The 17,156-nt window shown below is 71.3% G+C and carries 11 protein-coding genes and 2 pseudogenes; 6 read left to right on the top strand and 7 right to left on the bottom strand.

The features are described 5' to 3' along the window. Positions 1 to 20: 20 nt before the first annotated feature. Positions 21 to 1,178: an alkaline phosphatase family protein gene (locus DEJ15_RS10020; RefSeq protein ID WP_284174923.1), complete on the bottom strand. Its 1,158-nt coding sequence runs from the start codon at positions 1,176 to 1,178 to the stop codon at positions 21 to 23. 26 nt (positions 1,179 to 1,204) lie between these two features. On the opposite strand from DEJ15_RS10020, the pseudogene DEJ15_RS10015 reads away from it, so the two are divergent. Beyond that, positions 1,205 to 3,695: pseudogene (locus DEJ15_RS10015) on the top strand (DNA gyrase/topoisomerase IV subunit A). 146 nt (positions 3,696 to 3,841) lie between these two features. Here DEJ15_RS10015 and DEJ15_RS10010 read toward each other — a convergent pair. After that, positions 3,842 to 6,058 carry a DNA gyrase/topoisomerase IV subunit B gene (locus tag DEJ15_RS10010; RefSeq protein WP_110825446.1) on the bottom strand — a complete coding sequence of 739 codons (2,217 nt, stop codon included), beginning with the start codon at positions 6,056 to 6,058 and terminating at the stop codon, positions 3,842 to 3,844. A gap of 178 nt (positions 6,059 to 6,236) precedes the next feature. On the opposite strand from DEJ15_RS10010, the gene DEJ15_RS10005 reads away from it, so the two are divergent. After that, positions 6,237 to 6,464, top strand: a complete 228-nt coding sequence (locus DEJ15_RS10005; protein ID WP_110825445.1) for a DUF7455 domain-containing protein — start codon at positions 6,237 to 6,239, stop codon at positions 6,462 to 6,464. 102 nt (positions 6,465 to 6,566) lie between these two features. On the opposite strand, the gene DEJ15_RS10000 is transcribed toward DEJ15_RS10005, so the two are convergent. The 5 genes from DEJ15_RS10000 to DEJ15_RS09980 all read right to left on the bottom strand — a co-directional run bounded on the left by DEJ15_RS10000 (position 6,567) and on the right by DEJ15_RS09980 (position 12,285). Then, complete coding sequence (locus DEJ15_RS10000) at positions 6,567 to 7,340, bottom strand: cobyric acid synthase (protein ID WP_110825444.1); 774 nt, start codon at positions 7,338 to 7,340, stop codon at positions 6,567 to 6,569. Beyond that, the gene (locus DEJ15_RS09995) at positions 7,337 to 8,599 is read right to left on the bottom strand and encodes a MurT ligase domain-containing protein (RefSeq protein ID WP_110825443.1); all 1,263 of its coding nucleotides are present in this window, start codon (positions 8,597 to 8,599) and stop codon (positions 7,337 to 7,339) included. Before DEJ15_RS09995 ends, DEJ15_RS10000 begins: the two co-directional genes overlap by 4 nt. Before the next feature lie 7 nt (positions 8,600 to 8,606). Beyond that, the gene (locus DEJ15_RS09990; protein ID WP_110825442.1) at positions 8,607 to 9,923 is read right to left on the bottom strand and encodes an RNA polymerase sigma factor; all 1,317 of its coding nucleotides are present in this window, start codon (positions 9,921 to 9,923) and stop codon (positions 8,607 to 8,609) included. A gap of 172 nt (positions 9,924 to 10,095) precedes the next feature. Then, positions 10,096 to 11,415, bottom strand: coding sequence for an MFS transporter (locus DEJ15_RS09985; protein WP_110825441.1), 1,320 nt, complete (start codon positions 11,413 to 11,415; stop codon positions 10,096 to 10,098). A gap of 63 nt (positions 11,416 to 11,478) precedes the next feature. Then, positions 11,479 to 12,285, bottom strand: coding sequence for a proteasome assembly chaperone family protein (locus tag DEJ15_RS09980; RefSeq protein ID WP_502866162.1), 807 nt, complete (start codon positions 12,283 to 12,285; stop codon positions 11,479 to 11,481). Between DEJ15_RS09980 and DEJ15_RS18365 the strand changes: the two are divergent. The 4 genes and pseudogenes from DEJ15_RS18365 to sucB form a co-directional block, all read left to right on the top strand. Then, positions 12,169 to 12,852 (top strand): annotated as a pseudogene (locus tag DEJ15_RS18365) (hypothetical protein); the annotation flags it as partial. The gene DEJ15_RS09980 and the pseudogene DEJ15_RS18365 sit on opposite strands and share 117 nt — an antisense overlap. A 178-nt stretch (positions 12,853 to 13,030) precedes the next feature. Then, positions 13,031 to 13,996 (top strand): leucyl aminopeptidase, encoded by a 966-nt coding sequence (locus DEJ15_RS09970; RefSeq protein WP_284174919.1) that lies wholly within the window; start codon positions 13,031 to 13,033, stop codon positions 13,994 to 13,996. Positions 13,997 to 14,164: 168 nt separating this feature from the next. Next, on the top strand, positions 14,165 to 15,538 hold the full coding sequence (lpdA, locus tag DEJ15_RS09965) for a dihydrolipoyl dehydrogenase (protein ID WP_110825438.1): 1,374 nt from the start codon (positions 14,165 to 14,167) through the stop codon (positions 15,536 to 15,538). Between the two features lie 67 nt (positions 15,539 to 15,605). Continuing rightward, on the top strand, positions 15,606 to 17,144 hold the full coding sequence (sucB, locus tag DEJ15_RS09960) for a 2-oxoglutarate dehydrogenase, E2 component, dihydrolipoamide succinyltransferase (protein WP_110825437.1): 1,539 nt from the start codon (positions 15,606 to 15,608) through the stop codon (positions 17,142 to 17,144). Positions 17,145 to 17,156 lie beyond the last annotated feature (12 nt).

The raw sequence follows: 17,156 nt of genomic DNA, 5'->3' as shown, positions 1-17,156 counted from the left end.
TGCCCGGGTCCGCTCGGGTGCTACCGCTGGGCGAACGCCCCGGCGAGCCGGAGCGGTACGAGCAACTCGTCGTCGCTCATGGCGCCGTGCTGGCCGACCATCCGCCCCGGTTCGGTCCCGGCGCGGACGTCGCGGTCGTCGTTGAAGGCCCACGAGCCACGGGCGACGAGCAGGACGTCGCCGATGCGCGGGAGCACCTCGGACGCGACCACACCGAACCACCCGGCTGCCACCGCCTCGTCCCGGCTCGCCACGATCGCGCGCTTGCCGAGGGAGGCCCGGAAGGCCTCGACCAGGTCCGGCACGTCCGTCCCGGGGGCGACCGTCAGCTGTCGGCAGCGCGGGTCCCCGGCGACGCCGACGACGTCCGTCAGCAGGTCCGGGTCGAGCGACACGTTCGCCTCCGGCGGCACGTCGAGCACGCCGTGGTCCGCCGTCACCAGGACACCCACGTCGGGTCCGACGCGAGCCGCCAGCCGGGAGACCTCGGCGTCGACCAGCTCGAGCGCCGCCGTCCACCGGTCGGACTGCCAGCCGTGCTTGTGGCCGATCGAGTCGAGTTCGGGCACGTAGAGGTAGACGAGCTGCCGACCGGAGGCGGTGGCCTCGATCGCCGCGTCGACCCGGGCGGGGACGGTGTCCGCCGACACGAAGCGCGCGCCGCCGAGCACGTTGGCGGTCATCCCGGAGGACCGGTAGCGCCCCGGGGCGACCACGACGGGCTCGACGCCGAGTCCGTCCGCCACGGTGAACAGCGTCTCGGAACGGAGCCACCCGGCGGGGACCTCGTCGTCCCACCCGCTGAGCAGGTTCATCACGCGCTGCCGGTCGGGGTCCCAGCCGCTGTAGCCGACGACGCCGTGGGTCCCGGGCGGGCGGCCCGTGGTCAGGGTCGTCAGGGCCGCGGCGGTCGTCGTCGGGAACCCGCTCCGCAGACGCTTCTTCGTGGCCGTCAGGAAGCGTGCGTGGCCGGCCCGTGCGGCGAGGGCGTTCGCGCCGAGGCCGTCGACGAGCACGACGACCGCGGAACGGGCGGGGCGGAGGGGGGGATCCGGGCCTCCAGGCCGCGCGCCCGGAGCCAGTCGTCGTCGGCCGCGCCGAGTGCGACCAGGCAACTCGGCAGCACGTCGGCGAGGTTCGCGGTGTCGTCGGGGGGCCGTCGGTACGCTGGATGCCACCCCCACCACTCTCCCAGAAAGGTGCCATGGCACGCACGGACGTCGTCGGACTGCCCGACGGTGAGCGCATCGAGGAGGTCGACGTCTCCGAGGAGATGCAGGGCTCCTTCCTGGAGTACGCGTACTCCGTCATCTACTCACGCGCTCTCCCGGACGCCCGCGACGGCCTGAAGCCGGTGCAGCGGCGGATCCTGTACCAGATGGCCGAGATGGGTCTCCGGCCGGACCGCGGCCACGTGAAGAGTGCCCGCGTCACCGGCGAGGTGATGGGCAAGCTGCACCCGCACGGCGACGGTGCCATCTACGACGCGCTCGTGCGCCTCGCACAACCGTTCACGATGCGCGTCCCGCTCGTCGACGGACACGGCAACTTCGGGTCCCTCGACGACGGCCCCGCCGCGGCGCGGTACACCGAGGCCCGGCTCGCCGAGCCGTCGATGGTGATGACCGAGGGGCTCGGCGAGGACGTCGTCGACTTCGTGCCGAACTACGACAACCAGATCATGCAGCCGAGCGTGCTGCCGGCGGCGTTCCCGAACCTGCTCGTCAACGGCGCCTCGGGCATCGCGGTGGGCATGGCGACGAACATGGCGCCGCACAACCTCGGCGAGGTCGTCGAGGCCGCGAAGCACCTCCTCCTGCACCCGCAGGCCACCCTCGACGAGCTCATGGAGTTCGTCCCGGGCCCCGACCTGCCCTCCGGCGGCACGATCGTCGGGCTCTCGGGTGTGCGGGACGCGTACGCCACGGGCCGCGGTAGCTTCCGGACGCGGGCCAAGGTCTCGGTCGAGAACCTCACGCCGCGCAAGTCGGGGCTCGTCGTCACCGAGCTGCCGTACCTGGTGGGTCCGGAACGGGTCATCGAGAAGATCAAGGACGGGGTCCAGGCGAAGAAGCTCGTCGGCATCTCCGACGTCAACGACCTGACCGACCGCAACCACGGTCTACGGCTCGTGATCGGCATCAAGTCCGGCTTCAACCCCACGGCCGTCCTCGAACAGCTGTACAAGCACACCCCGCTCGAGGAGAACTTCGGCATCAACAACGTCGCCCTGGTCGACGGGTCGCCGCGCACGCTCGGCCTCCGCGACCTGCTCGACGTCTACGTGCGGCACCGCCTGTCCGTGGTGACCCGCCGCTCCGAGTACCGGTTGGCCCGTCGTCGCGAACGGCTGCACCTGGTCGAGGGGTTGCTCATCGCGATCCTGGACATCGACGAGGTCATCCAGGTCATCCGGACGTCCGACGACTCCGAGGCCGCGCGCAGTCGCCTGCGGGACGTGTTCGACCTGTCGGAGGTGCAGGCCGAGTACATCCTCGAACTGCGCCTGCGACGACTCACGAAGTTCTCGCGCATGGAGCTCGAGGGCGAGCGTGACCAGCTGCTCGCCGACATCGCCGCGCTCGAGGAACTCCTGGCGTCCGACGACCGCCTGCGCAGCCAGGTCGCGACCGAGCTGAGCGAGGTGTCCGACCGGTTCGCGACGCCCCGGCGCACCCTCCTGACCGAGGCCGACGCCCCCGTCCGCGGTGGCCGGAAGGCCGCGGTCGACCCCGAGTCGCTCCAGGTCGCCGACGCTCCCTGTCGCGTGCTGCTCTCCACGACCGGGCGGTTCGTCCGCGTCGACATCCCCCGCGGCCGAGTCCGGCATCGTGCACGTCCCGAAGCGGTCGAAGCACGACGCGGTCCGCTCCACGGTGGTGAGCACCGTGCGCGGGCAGGTCGGCGCCCTCACCTCGACCGGCCGTGTGCTGCGCTTCTCCCCCCGTCGACGTCCCCGCCGTGCCGCCCGCGTCCGTGCGGCTCGACGCCGGCGTCCGCGTCACCGACTACCTGGGCATCCCGAAGTCCGAGACCGTCGTCGCACTCGTGTCGCTCGACGCCGCCGTGACCGAGTCGCTCGCGATCGGGACCGCGCAGGGCGTCGTGAAGCGCGTGGTGCCCGGCGCGTGGCCGGACAAGCCCGAGGTCGTCGCGATCGGGCTCAAGCCGGGCGACCGCGTCGTCGGTGCGACCCAGGCACCCGAGTCGGACGACCTGGTGTTCATCACCTCGAACCGCGCAGCTGCTGCGTTTCCCGTCCGCCGCCGTCCGCCCGCAGGGGTTGCCGGCCGGCGGTGTCGCCGGGGTGTCCCTGGCCGCCGGCGCGTCCGTCATCTGGTTCGGATCGGTCGCGCTGACCGAGGACTCTGTGGTCGCCACCGTGTCCACGACGTCGACCGCCCTGCCCGGGACGGACGCCGGACGGGCGAAGGTGTCCGCGCTGACCGAGTTCCCGGCGAAGGGCCGCGGAACCCAGGGGGGTCCGGGCGCACGCGTTCCTGAAGGGCGAGGACGGTCTGACCGTGGCGTGGGCGGGCGTCGCTCCGCCGCACGCGGTCGGGGCGGACGGTGCTGCCCGGACGCTGCCGGACTGGCTGTCGAAGCGTGACGGCTCCGGCAGTCCGCTCGACGCCGAGGTCGTGACCATCGGTGGGAGCGCGGCGGCCGTCGACGGGACGCGCGGCGAGGCCTGAGCCTCACGCGCGCTGAGCGCACACGAGCGTCGCAGCAGGGCGCACGCCAGCGTGGCCGCACCGGGACGGACAGAGCGTGGCCGCACCGGGACGGACAGGAGGCGCGGGGCCGGGCCGCCCCGCGCCTCCTGTCCGGCAGGGCGCCGTCAGGCGTCGATGCGCTCGCGGTCCAGACCCTCACCGGCGAGGATGAACTCCTTGCGCGGGGCCACGTCGTTCCCCATGAGCAGCTCGAACACCTTGGCCGCCGACTCGGCGTCCGACACGTTGACGCGTCGCAGCGTGCGGTGCGCACGGTCCATCGTGGTCTCGGCCAGCTGGTCGGCGTCCATCTCGCCCAGGCCCTTGTAGCGCTGGATCGGCTCGAGGTACTTCTTGTTCGAGCGCTCGAGCTTCTTGAGGAGCGTCGTCAGCTCCTGCTCGGAGTAGGTGTACAGCGTGTCGTTCGGCTTGCCGCGGTTGACCACGACGACCCGGTGCAACGGCGGCACGGCGGCGAACACCCGGCCCTGCTCGATCATCGGGCGCATGTACCGGAAGAAGAGCGTCAGCAGCAGCGTCCGGATGTGGGCACCGTCGACGTCGGCGTCGGACATGATGATGATCTTGCCGTAGCGGGCCTGGTCGAGCTCGAACGTGCGTCCGGACCCGGCGCCGATGACCTGGATGATCGACGCGCACTCGGCGTTGGAGAGCATGTCCGAAACAGACGCCTTCTGCACGTTGAGGATCTTCCCGCGGATGGGCAGGAGCGCCTGGTACTCGCTGTTGCGGGCGAGCTTCGCGGTGCCGAGTGCCGAGTCGCCCTCGACGATGAACAGCTCGGTCCCGTCGACGTCGTTCGAGCGGCAGTCGGCGAGCTTCGTCGGGAGCGACGAGTTCTCGAGCGCGTTCTTGCGCCGCTGCGTCTCCTTGTGCGCCCGGGCGGAGATGCGCGTCTTCATCTCGGCGACGACCTTCTCGAGCACGACCGCGGCCTGCGCCTTCTCGGTGCGCTGCGTCGAGGTGAGGATCTCCGTCATGCGCTTGGCCACCACGGAGTCGACGATCCGGCGGACGGCCGGCGTGCCGAGGATCTCCTTCGTCTGGCCCTCGAACTGCGGCTCGGGCAGCCGGACGGTCAGCACCGCGGTGAGGCCCGCGAGCACGTCGTCCTTCTCGAGCTTGTCCTGCCCGACCTTGAGCTTGCGCGCGTTCGCCTCGACCTGGGCACGGACGGCCTTGACCAGACCGGACTCGAACCCGGCCTGGTGCGTGCCGCCCTTCGGGGTGGCGATGATGTTCACGAAGCTCCGGAACACCGTCTCGTACCCGTCGCCCCACCGCAGGGCGACGTCGACCTCGCACGTGCGCTCGACCTCGGTGGACACCATGTGGCCCTTGTCGTCGAGCATCGGCACGGTCTCCTTGAACGTGCCGGAGCCCTGGATGCGCCAGACGTCGGTCTTCGCCCCGTCGACGGCGAGGTGCTCGACGAACTCGCCGATCCCGCCCTCGTAGCGGAAGCGCTCGACGACCGGCCCCTGCTCGACCGCCAGGGCCGGCGCGGTGTCGGTCGCGGGCCCGTCCGTCCCGGTCCCGTCGGTGGCGTCGGCCGTCGTCCCGGACGCCCCGGCGCCGGCAGTCGACACCGCCAGGGCCGCACGCTGGGCGGCCGCCGCGATCGACGCCGGGCGAGCGTCGGTGATGGTGAGCCCGAGTCCCGGCACGAGGAACGCGGTCTGCCGCGCGCGGTTGACGAGGTCCCCGGTGCTGAAGGCCGCGTCCTTCGTGAAGATCTGTCGGTCTGCCCAGTAGCGCACCCGCGTCCCGGTCACGCCCTTCTTCACCTTGCCGACCACCCGCAGTTCGCTCCCCGAGGTGAAGGGTGCGAACGGGGCGTCCGGCCCGATGCCCCGGGAGTCGTCGAACACGCCCGGCTCGCCCCGGTGGAACGACATGGCGTACGTCTTGCCGCCGCGGTCCACCTGCACGTCGAGTCGTTCGGACAGCGCGTTGACGACCGAGGCGCCGACGCCGTGGAGGCCGCCCGAGGCCGCGTACGACCCAGAGCCGAACTTGCCGCCGGCGTGCAGCTTCGTGAACACGACCTCGACCCCGGTCAGCCCCGTCTTCGGCTCGACGTCCACCGGGATGCCGCGCGCGACGTCGGACACCTCGACCGACCCGTCGGCGTGCAGGGTCACCCCGATCTCGTCCCCGTGTCCGGCCAGGGCCTCGTCCACGGAGTTGTCGATGACCTCCCACAGGCAGTGCATGAGCCCACGGGAGTCCGTCGAGCCGATGTACATGCCGGGACGCTTCCGGACCGCCTCGAGTCCTTCGAGGACGGAGAGATGCCGTGCGGAGTAGTCGGAGCTCACGTGATCAGGGTACCGAGCCGCACCGACACCAGCGGGCCGCACGAGCGGTGTGCCTCGGCGAGGGGACAAGCGCTCCGCGCTCAGCGAACGAGCCGGTCAGGATGCACGGCATCCAGGCGGGACGTGTTGGAATGGGTGCATTCACCGCACCGTACTGCGATCCGTGAGGAGCACAGCAATGACCCAGACCGTGCAGGACCTCTCCGTCGACGAACTCAACGACAACCACCAGCTCACCGCGGCCGACCGCTGCGACAGCTGCGGTGCGCAGGCGTACATCCGCGCCACCATGGCCAGTGGTGAACTCCTGTTCTGCGCCCACCACGGCGCCGAGTTCAAGGACAAGCTGGCAGCCACCGCCCTCGAGTGGCACGACGAGTCTTCGCGACTCCACGAGTCCAAGTAGGCGGCACCGCCGCGACGCACCGGAGGCCCGGTGCCGGTCCACGAGACCGGCACCGGGCCTCCGGTGCGTCGTCCGGTCGTCGGGCGCTGCCCGACGGCGGGATCAGGTGATGCGCTTGAACGCCTTGTCGACGTAGCGGTCGACCGTGGCGCGAGCTTCGCGCGCGTACCGGTCGATCGTCGCGGTGCGCTCGGCGTCGGGTGCGTACGTCCGTCCGAGGCGGGCGGTCGCCGCGGCGAGGACCGCATCCGTGAGCTGCGGGTTGAGCGGCAGGATCGGCCCCTGGGTGTGGGTGCCGAACGACGTGCCGGCGATCGCGCCCTCGACCGGTGCACCGGCCTGGTTGCCGCCACCGGACACGACGTCCGCGAACGGTTCGACGCCGTCGGCCAGCTCGATGCGCGCGGCGTGGTCCTCGAAGCCCGCGAGGCGCGTGGAGGCGCCGGGGAGCAGCGGGTACCGGGTCTCGAGCACGAAGTAGTTGACCCGGCGCTCGGCACCGCGGACGGCGCGGGCGTCGAACACCCCGAACCCGTCGACCGGGGCGCCCTCGGTCGGCACGACCTGGTTCGTCGCGAGGTCGAACCCGCCGCCGACCGCGACGACCGGCACACCGGCGGCGGCGAAGTCGCGCAGCGGCGCACCGACGCGGGCGACGTCGGTACCGAGCGACCGCATCGCGCTGAGCGGTCCGTTGCCGACCAGCACGACGTCCGCGGACGCGGGGAGCGTGTCGCCCGGGGCGTACTCCACGACCTCGATGTCGATGTCGGCCGCAGCGGCGCGACGGACGAGGGCCGCGACGTTGCCGCGGTCCCCGGAGACCCCCATCTGGCGCGGGTACACGTGCAGGATGGTCAGGCGATCGGCCGTCATGCGGTCTTCTCCAGGTCCGGGTGGCCGAGGGCCTTCCGGGCGATCATCATGATCTCGTAGTTGACGATGAAGTTCTTCGTGCCGGTCGTCGTCGCCCCGAGGCCCTGCATGTGCCGGATCGCGGACTCGACGTCGGGTTCGACGCGGCCGATGCGGACGCCGGCGTGCTCGAGGGCGATCGCGATCTGCCAGGCCTTGTCACCCGACACGACGTCCACGTGGTCGAGCTTCGAGAAGTCGATGTCGTAGATCCACGAGATGTCCGGGGTGCCCTCGTCGATCGCCATGAGCACCTGTTCCGGGTGCGCGGGCAGCGCGTCCAGGTTCAGCTGCAGACTCGCGGCGTTCTTGAACATCGTGAACTCAGCGGACTCGCCCGCGATCGGCAGACGCTCACCACGTCCGTACGCCGGCTTCATCCGCTGGAACGCCTTCGTCACGGCGTCGGCACGGAACTGGGCGCCGAGCGCGGCACTCGCGGTCGCGGTCGCCGCCGCGGCGTCGACGGCGTAGTGCAGGCCGCGAGCCGGCAGGCGCACCGGCACCTCGTCGCCGTCGAAGGCGATGGTCGCGCCGTCGCCGGTGAACACGACGACCTCGGCGTCGGCCGTCGTCTGGGCACGGTCCGTCCCGGCGACGAAGTCGTCGGCGTTCTGCAGGCCGTTCGGCGCAGCGGCCACGACCTCGGAGCTCGCACCGAAGCGGAGCACGCGCTGACCATCGACGGGCGTGTAGGCGTCCAGGAACTGGTCGTCGTGGTTCGTGATGACGTTCGCGGACGACAGCGCCGCGGTGTCGAGCATCATCGTGGCGACGCGCTCGGTCTCGAAGAACCGGTAGAGCTGGTCGACCTGGACGTTGAGCATCGTCACCGTCGACGGCGACAGGATGCCCGCCAGTTCGACGGCGAAGGCCTCGTCCACCTCGAGGATGCCGATGTCCGCCTTGAGCTTGCCGGTCAGCGACACCTCGGACAGGAGCGCGGACGCGATCCCCTGCGGCAGGTTCGCCCCGGACGGGTTCGTGAAGACCCGGAGCCCGTGCGCACGCACGATCTCCGAGATCATGTGCGTCGTCGTCGACTTGCCGTTCGACCCGAGGACGAACACGACGCCGTTCGGGAACTGCCGGGTGACGTGCTGCAGGAAGTCCGGCACGAGCTTGAGGACGACGTAGCCCGGGTAGGCGGATCCGCCGCCCCGCGCACGAGCGAGGGCACGGAGGATCCGCCCGACCAGGATCGGGATCGCGAAACGCACGGGCGGCCTACTCGAGGTAGTCGCGGAGCGACTGCGACCGGGACGGGTGGCGGAGCTTCGCCATCGTCTTCGACTCGATCTGACGGATCCGCTCGCGCGTGACCCCGAACGTGTCGCCGATCTGGTCGAGCGTCTTCGGCTGGCCGTCACCGAGGCCGAAGCGCATCCGGATCACGCCGGCCTCGCGCTCGGACAGGGAGTCGAGCAGGCTCTCGAGCTGCTTCTGCAGCATGGTGAAGCCCACCGCGTCGGCCGGGACGACCGCCTCGGTGTCCTCGATGAGGTCACCGAACTCCGAGTCACCGTCCTCGCCGAGCGGCGTGTGCAGCGAGATCGGCTCGCGGCCGTACTTCTGCACCTCGACGACCTTCTCGGGCGTCATGTCGAGCTCGCGGGCGAGCTCTTCCGGCGTGGGCTCGCGGCCGAGGTCCTGCAGCATCTGCCGCTGCACCCGGGCGAGCTTGTTGATGACCTCGACCATGTGTACCGGGATGCGGATGGTGCGGGCCTGGTCGGCCATGGCACGGGTGATGGCCTGACGGATCCACCACGTCGCGTAGGTCGAGAACTTGAAGCCCTTCGTGTAGTCGAACTTCTCGACCGCACGGATCAGGCCCAGGTTGCCCTCCTGGATGAGGTCGAGGAACTGCATGCCGCGGCCCGTGTAGCGCTTCGCGAGCGAGACGACGAGACGGAGGTTCGCCCCGAGCAGGTGCGACTTGGCACGCTGACCGTCACGCGCGACCCAGCGGAGCTCGCGCTCCTCGGGCTTCGAGAGCCCGGTCGAGTGCTGCAGCTTGTCCTCGGCGAACAGGCCGGCCTCGATGCGCATCGCGAGCTCGACCTCCTGCTCGGCGTTCAGCAGCGCGACCTTGCCGATCTGCTTGAGGTAGTCCTTCACCGGGTCCGCGGTGGCACCCGTGATGGTCGTCGAGTAGACCGGCGCCTCGTCGTCGTCGGTCTGCGAGATGACGAGCGCACCCGCGGCGACCGCGGCGGCTTCGGTCGAGGGCTTCGCAGCCGACTCGTCCTCGGCGTCCTCGGCGACCTCGTCGGTGGTGTCGGTCGTGTCCTCCACGACCTCCACCGGGGCGTCGTCCTCGCCGTCGCCGTCCTCGTCGTCGGCGGCGGCGGCCGTGGCCTTCTTGCCCGCGGCCTTCTTCGGGGCCGCCTTCTTCGGGGCGGCCTTCTTGGCGGCGGTGGTGGTCCTGGTGGCGCGCTTCTTCGGCGCGACCGTGCCCTCCGTCTCCGTGGCGTCTTCCGCCACGACGCCGTCGGGCGTGGTGTCCTTCGTGGGATCGACCGTCGTGCTCCGGGCAGCCATGCGATCACCTTCCTCGTCGTGCCACGTTCCTGGGGTCGTGGCCTTCCCTCGCCGCCCAGGGCCACCGCCGCGGTCCCCCACGTCGTCTGGTCCTACCGTTCCGGGCAGCACTAGGACCCATGTCAAGTCCCCCCGACGTCGGACGCGGGGAACCCGAAAGGGTCCGTGGTCATTATTGCACGCGCCGTTTCCGCAGGCGTGCAACGAGTGCAACCCACAGCGGTCCCACCCGTATTCCGTCCTCGGCGTGCAGACGGGCGCGGGTCCGGCGACGGGCGGACAGGAGCATCACGACGCCGAACCCGACGACGACGTACTGCACCGTCATCGCGACGCGGAAGTTCTGCCACGCGAACGTGTCGGTGCCGGAGGCCGAGGCGAGGACGTCGAGCAGCGTCCCGATGGCGAACATCATCACGAAGGCCGCCAGGAACCCGCCGACGTTCACGACGCCGTTCGCCGATCCGAGCGAGCCGACGGGGTTGAACGACCGCGCGAAGTCGAAGCCGATGAGGGAGCCCGGACCACCGACGCCCATCGCCACGACGAGCAGGACGAGCAGCCACGTCGGCGGCTGCCCCGGCCAGAGCAGCACCGCGGTCCAGACGACGCCCAGGGCGGTGACGATCCCGAGCACCAGGTTCGACCGGCGCATCGGGAAGCGCGCGCACAGGAGTCCCAGGACGGGCCCCGCGACGAAGCCGACCACCACGATGACCGTCAGGAAGCTCGCCGCCTCGGTCGGTGAGTACCCGAGCCCCCGCAGCATGGGGACGCCCCACAACAGGCTGAACACGGTGCCGGAGGACTGCGTCACGTAGTGCGACCAGAACCCGAGCTGCGTGCCCGGCCGGCGGAGGGCGTGGCCGAAGGTGGCGAACGCCGCACCCCACGAGTGCGGGATCGGGATCGTGTCCGTGCGCACCGCGACCGGCCCCGCACGGACGAAGACCACCGCCAGGACCAGGCCGACGGCACTGGCGACGGCTGCGACGCCGAACGCCGCGTCCCACCCGACCGAGTGTAGGAGCAAGGCGAACGGGAACGCGGAGACGATCTGGCCGATCTGGCCGAGGTTGCCCGTCCACTGCGAGATCTGCGGCAGTAGCGTCCCGCTGAACCACATCGGCAGCAGTCGCATCACCGAGATGAACGTCATCGCGTCGCCCGCTCCGACGAGCACGCGCCCGATGACGGCCGGGCCGATGGTCGGTGACACCGCGACCACGGCCTGCCCGACCGTGAGCAGCACCGCCCCGAGGAGCACCAGGCGGCGCGGACCGACGCGGTCGAGCGCGATCCCGACGGGGATCTGCAGTCCGGCGTAGACGGCGATCTGCACGACCGCGAGCGTCGACAGCACGGCGGCCGACACGGCGAAGCGGTCCTGCGCGTCGACCCCGGAGACCCCGAGGGACGACCGCTGCACGACCGCGAGGACGTACGCCAGGACGGCGACGCCCCAGACGACGAAGGCGCGGCGGGAGTTCACCCGACCAGGCTAGCCACCACGCGGGCACCGTCCGCGCGGGCGGACCGTGACCCCGCGCCGACGTCAGTCGTCGTCGGCGGTGCGACGGTCCGCGAGGAACCGTTCGAGTTCCGCGGCGATCGCGTCCGCCGTCGGCACCTCACCGTCGGCGCCGGTCAGCGGGGAGGCCACCGGGTTGCCCTCCATGTACGTGTCGTGGCGCTGCTCGAGCGCGCCGACCAGGCGCTGGAGTTCGGCGTTGCCGGCGACCTGCTCGTCGACCCGGGACAGGAACTCCCGACCCTCCTCGCGGAGGGCGTCGGTCGGGAAGATGAGCCCGGTCGCGGCCGAGATCCCGGACAGGGCGGCGACGGCCGCGTCGGGGTACTCGGTGTCCGCCAGGTAGTGCGGGACGAGCAGGACGAGCCCGGTCACCTGCTGCCCGAGCTCGGCGAGGCGGTGTTCCACCAGGTGCAGGACGTTCGCCGGCGCCTGCGTCTCGGGCTTCCAGACGCTCATCGACTCGACCAGGTCCGCCCGTGTGCCGGACACGGTGGTGCCGATCGCCCGGGTGTGCGGCACCGGCATCGGGATCGCCTGCACCCAGGTGGTGTCGGCGACCTGCAGGTCCTCCGCGAGGTCGACGACGGCGCGGACGAAGCGGTTCCACTGGAAGTCGGGTTCGTAGCCCGACAGGAAGAGGAACTGCTGGCCCAGCTCGTCGCGCACGAGGTGCAGGGTGAGCCGGGGCGGCTCCACGGCGGTGATGTGGTCGTGCTCGAACGTGATCACCGGGCGGCGGGCGCGCCAGTCGAGCAGGACGTCCGGGTCGAACTCGGCCACGAGCTGCGACTCGAGGGAGCCGGTGATCGACGTCGTGATCTGCGCCACCGCCGAGCCCGCGTCCGCGAAGCCCGTGAGGGCGGCGACGAGGTGCAGCCCGGCGGGCACCGTCGGGGCGGACTCGTCGAGCGTGTAGAGGTCCTCGGGGTGGTTCACCCGGCCAATGCTAGGCGGGCACGCCGACGCGGCCCGGACCGCCGCCCACGCCGACAGCGAACAGGCCGTCAGAGCACCGTCAGTAGGCTGGTGCGATGGTCCGACCGACGCTCTCCACCACTTCCTCCTCCCCCCGCCTCCGTCGACGCCGACGTCCTCGTCGTGGGCGTCCGCCCCGGCACCGACGGCGGCCCCGCCACCCTCGCACCGACCGCCGTCGGCCCCGTCCCCGGCCTCGAACAGCTCGACCTGGAGGCCGTGGGCGCCACCGGCGCGAAGGACCAGCTCGTCCGCATCCCCGGTGGTGCCGCCGCCGGGGTCGCCGCTGCCGGCGTCGCCCTCGTCGGGCTCGGGAGTGCGACCGGGACCGCCACCGTCCGCTCCGCCGCGGGCAGCGCCGTCCGGCAGCTCCCGCACGTCGGCTCGATCGCCCTCGCGCTGCCGACCGAGGACGACGACGCCGTCGCCGCCGCACTCGAGGGCGCGGCCCTCGGCTCGTACGCCTTCACCCGGCACAAGGGCACCGGCACCACCGGTCCGGTCCGCGGCGACCAGCGCATCACGGTCCTCGCCCCCCGCATCGGTGGACGCCGACGCGACCGTGCGTCCGGCCGTCGTGGCCGAGGCGGCATCGCTCGTGCGCGACCTCGTGAACACCGCCGCCGGCGACCTCGGTCCGTCGGACGTCGCCGACGTCGCGGCCGCGGTCGCCGAGGAGCTGCCCCTCACGGTCGAGGTCCTCGACGAGACGGAGCTCGAGCAGCAGGGCTTCGGCGGCATCGCCGGGGTCGGTCAGGGCTCGGTGCGGCCGCCGCGACTCGTCGTCGTCCGGTACGAGCCGGCCGGTGCGGCGAAGCACCTCGCGCTCGTGGGCAAGGGCATCACGTTCGACACCGGCGGCCTCTCGCTGAAGCCCGCCGCGTCGATGCTCGGCATGAAGACCGACATGACCGGCGCGGCGACCGTGCTCGCCGCGACGGTCGCCGCAGCACGCCTGGGTCTCGACACGAAGATCACGGCCTGGCTCTGCCTCGCCGAGAACATGCCGTCCGGGTCGGCGATCCGCCCCGGCGACGTCCTCACCCTCAAGAACGGGAAGACCGTGGAGGTCACCAACACCGACGCCGAAGGACGCCTCGTCCTCGGTGACGGGATCGCGGCGGCCTCGCTCGAGCAGCCCGACGCGATCGTCGACGTCGCGACGCTCACCGGCGCGCAGATGGTCGCCCTCGGCGACCGGACGACCGGTCTCATGGGCAGCGACGCGTTCGTCGCGCAGGTCCGCGCGGTCGCCGACGCCGTCGCCGAACCGGTCTGGCCGATGCCGATGCCGGAGGAGCTCGACGGCCGGCTCGCGAGCGACGTCGCCGACATGGTCAACGCCACCGTCGGCCAGACCGCGGGCGGCATGCTCCTCGCCGCCAAGTTCCTCGAGCGCTTCGTCGGCACGACCGCCGACGGCACGACCATCCCGTGGGCGCACCTCGACATCGCCGGCCCCTCCGAGAACCGCGGTGCCGGGTACGGCTGGCTCGGCAAGGGCGCGACCGGTGTGATGGTCCGGACCCTGGTCGCACTCGCAGAAGACCTGCAGGGCAAGTAGTAGGTTTGGTTCCGGCGGGGCCGCCGCGTCAGCGTGCTCCCCGCCGGAACTGACGGGACGGGACCGGTACAGACGGTCCGACCGCCGGACGCCGCCGCGCGGTGTCCACCGGGACGGCGTCCAAGAGACACCAAGCCGCCCCTGACACGCACGAGGGAGTTGCACCAGGTGACGGAACAGACTTACGACGTCGTGGTCCTCGGTGGCGGCAGCGGCGGCTACGCCGCAGCGCTCCGGGCCGCCGAGCTCGGCATGAGCGTCGCGCTCATCGAGGGAGACAAGCTCGGAGGGACGTGTCTGCACCGCGGCTGCATCCCGACGAAGGCACTGCTGCACTCGGCCGAGATCGCCGACGGTACCCGTGACGCGGAGAAGTACGGTGTCATCGCCGAGTTCACCGGCGTCGACGTGCCGAAGGTCATCGAGTACCAGCAGGGCGTCATCAACTCGAAGTACAAGGGCCTGCAGGGGCTCATCAAGGCCCGCGGCATCACCGTCGTCGAGGGGTGGGGCCGGCTGACCTCGCAGAACACGGTGCAGGTCGGCGACCAGACGGTCACCGGTCGCAACGTCGTCCTCGCCACCGGCTCCTACTCGAAGTCGCTGCCGGGCCTCGAGATCGGCGGCCGGGTCATCACCTCCGAGACCGCGCTCCGCATGGACTACGTCCCGAACAAGGTCGTCATCCTGGGTGGCGGCGTGATCGGTGTCGAGTTCGCCAGCGTGTGGAAGTCGTTCGGCGCCGAGGTCACGATCGTCGAGGGCCTGCCGCACCTCATCCCCGCCGAGGACGAGTCGATGTCCAAGCAGCTCGAACGCGCGTTCCGCAAGCGCGGCATCGAGTTCTCGCTCGGAGTCCGGTTCGACCACGTCGACCAGCACGAGAACGGCGTCGTCGTCACGCTCGAGAACGGCGCGACCTACGAGGGCGACGTCCTCCTGGTCGCTGTCGGCCGTGGCCCGGTCACGCAGAACGTCGGCTACGACGAGGTCGGCGTGGCCATGGAGCGCGGGTTCGTCACGACGAACGAGCGCCTCCTCACCAACCTGCCGAACGTCTACGCCGTCGGCGACATCGTCCCGGGCCTGCAGCTCGCCCACCGCGGCTTCCAGCAGGGCATCTTCGTCGCCGAGGAGATCGCCGGTCTCAACCCGGTCGTCATCTCCGACACGAACATCCCGAAGGTCACCTACTCCGACCCCGAGGTCGCCTCGGTCGGGCTCTCCCAGGCAAAGGCCGAGGAGCAGTACGGCGCCGACAAGGTCGACACCTACGAGTACAACCTCGCCGGCAACGGCCGCAGCCACATCATCGGTACGGCCGGTGCGGTGAAGGTCGTCCGCGTCATCGACGGCCCGGTCGTCGGCGTCAGCATGATCGGCGCGCGCGTCGGCGAGCTCATCGGTGAAGCCCAGCTCGCCGTGAACTGGGAAGCGCACCCGGAGGACGTCGCTCCCCTCGTGCACGCCCACCCCACGCAGAACGAAGCCCTCGGCGAGGCCTTCCTGCACCTCGCGGGCAAGCCGCTGCACGCGCTGTGATCGACACGCACGTGCGCACGACGAACACCACAACCACGAACCACGCCTGCGAAGAGGAGTCCACCCGATGAGCGAATCCGTCAACCTCCCGGCGCTCGGGGAGAGCGTCACCGAGGGTACGGTCACCCGATGGCTGAAGAACGTCGGTGACCGGATCGAGGTCGACGAGCCGCTGCTCGAGGTCTCCACCGACAAGGTCGACACCGAGATCCCGTCGCCGGTCGCCGGCGTCATCGAGGAGATCCTCGTCCAGGAGGACGAGACCGTCGAGGTCGGCACCCCGCTCGTGAAGATCGGTGACGGTTCCGGTGGTGCCGACTCCTCCGACCAGGGCGGTTCCGAGTCCACCGACGACGCGACCGAGGCGGTCGCACAGGAGTCCGAGCCGGAGACCGCGCCGAGCACGGAGCAGGACACCGAGGCCAAGGCCCCGGAGCCCACCGAGCCCGAGCCCGCACCGGCCGGTCAGACGCAGCCCGCGGCCCCGCAGGCTCCGTCCGCGCCGCCGGCGGCCTCGCCCGTGCCACAGGCCGCTCCGGTCCCGCCGCCCGCCGCCGCCCCGCCGGCCGCGGTCCCCGCTCCGGCGAAGGCAGCCCCGGCTCCCGCGGCCGTCCCCGCCGCGGCCGCCCCGGCGTCGACGCCCTCGGCCGAGGTCCCGAACCCCACCACCAACGGTGCGGCATCCGGGTACGTCACCCCGCTCGTCCGCAAGCTCGCGAACGAGCAGGGCGTCGACCTGTCGACCGTCGCCGGCACCGGTGTCGGTGGCCGCATCCGCAAGGAGGACGTGCTCGCCGCGGCCTCGGCAGCGGCGGCCGCACCGGCAGCGTCGGCGTCGGCGTCGACCAGCGCTCCGGCTCAGTCCGGTCCCTTCGTCGCCGAGGTCTCGCCGCTGCGTGGGACGCGGGAGAAGATGACCCGCCTGCGCAAGGTCGTGGCCGAGCGGGCCGTGCAGTCGATGACCTCGACCGCGCAGCTCACCAGTGTCGTCGAGGTCGACGTGACGAAGGTCGCGCAGTTCCGTGACGCGCACAAGGCCGAGTTCCTCGAGAAGACCGGTTCGAAGCTCTCCTTCATGCCGTTCTTCGCCCTCGCGGCCTCGGAGGCGCTCAAGGCGCACCCGAAGATCAACTCGACCGTCGACGGCGAGGAGATCGTCTACCCGGAGACCGAGAACGTCTCGATCGCGGTCGACACCGAGCGCGGACTGCTCACCCCGGTCATCAAGGACGCGGCGTCGCTCGACCTCGCGCAGTTCTCGACGGCGATCGCGGACCTCGCGGAGCGCACGCGCAACAACCAGCTCAAGCCGGACGAGCTCGCCGGCGGCACGTTCACGCTGACCAACACCGGTTCGCGCGGCGCGCTGTTCGACACCCCGGTCGTCTTCCTGCCGCAGTCGGCGATCCTCGGCACGGGCATCGTGACGAAGCGTCCGGCCGTGGTGAAGGTCGACGGCCAGGAGGCCATCGCGATCCGTTCGTTCGTCTACCTGGCGCTCTCCTACGACCACCGGATCATCGACGGCGCGGACGCGTCCCGGTACCTGGTGGCCGTGAAGAACCGCCTCGAAGAGGGCAACTTCGCTCCGAACCTCGGGTACTGACCACCCAGGTCG

This window comes from Curtobacterium sp. MCJR17_043 (assembly GCF_003224315.2).
Classification (GTDB): Bacteria; Actinomycetota; Actinomycetes; order Actinomycetales; family Microbacteriaceae; genus Curtobacterium.
This window is presented reverse-complemented; position numbering and strand designations above follow the sequence as displayed.

Bases quoted from the DNA above. Each gene is read 5' to 3' on its own strand.
- DEJ15_RS10005 (WP_110825445.1), top strand. From the start codon at position 6,237: ATGACCCAGACCGTGCAGGACCTCTCCGTCGACGAACTCAACGACAAC.
- DEJ15_RS10000 (WP_110825444.1), bottom strand. From the start codon at position 7,340: ATGACGGCCGATCGCCTGACCATCCTGCACGTGTACCCGCGCCAGATG.
- DEJ15_RS09990 (WP_110825442.1), bottom strand. From the start codon at position 9,923: ATGGCTGCCCGGAGCACGACGGTCGATCCCACGAAGGACACCACGCCC.
- sucB (WP_110825437.1), top strand. From the start codon at position 15,606: ATGAGCGAATCCGTCAACCTCCCGGCGCTCGGGGAGAGCGTCACCGAG.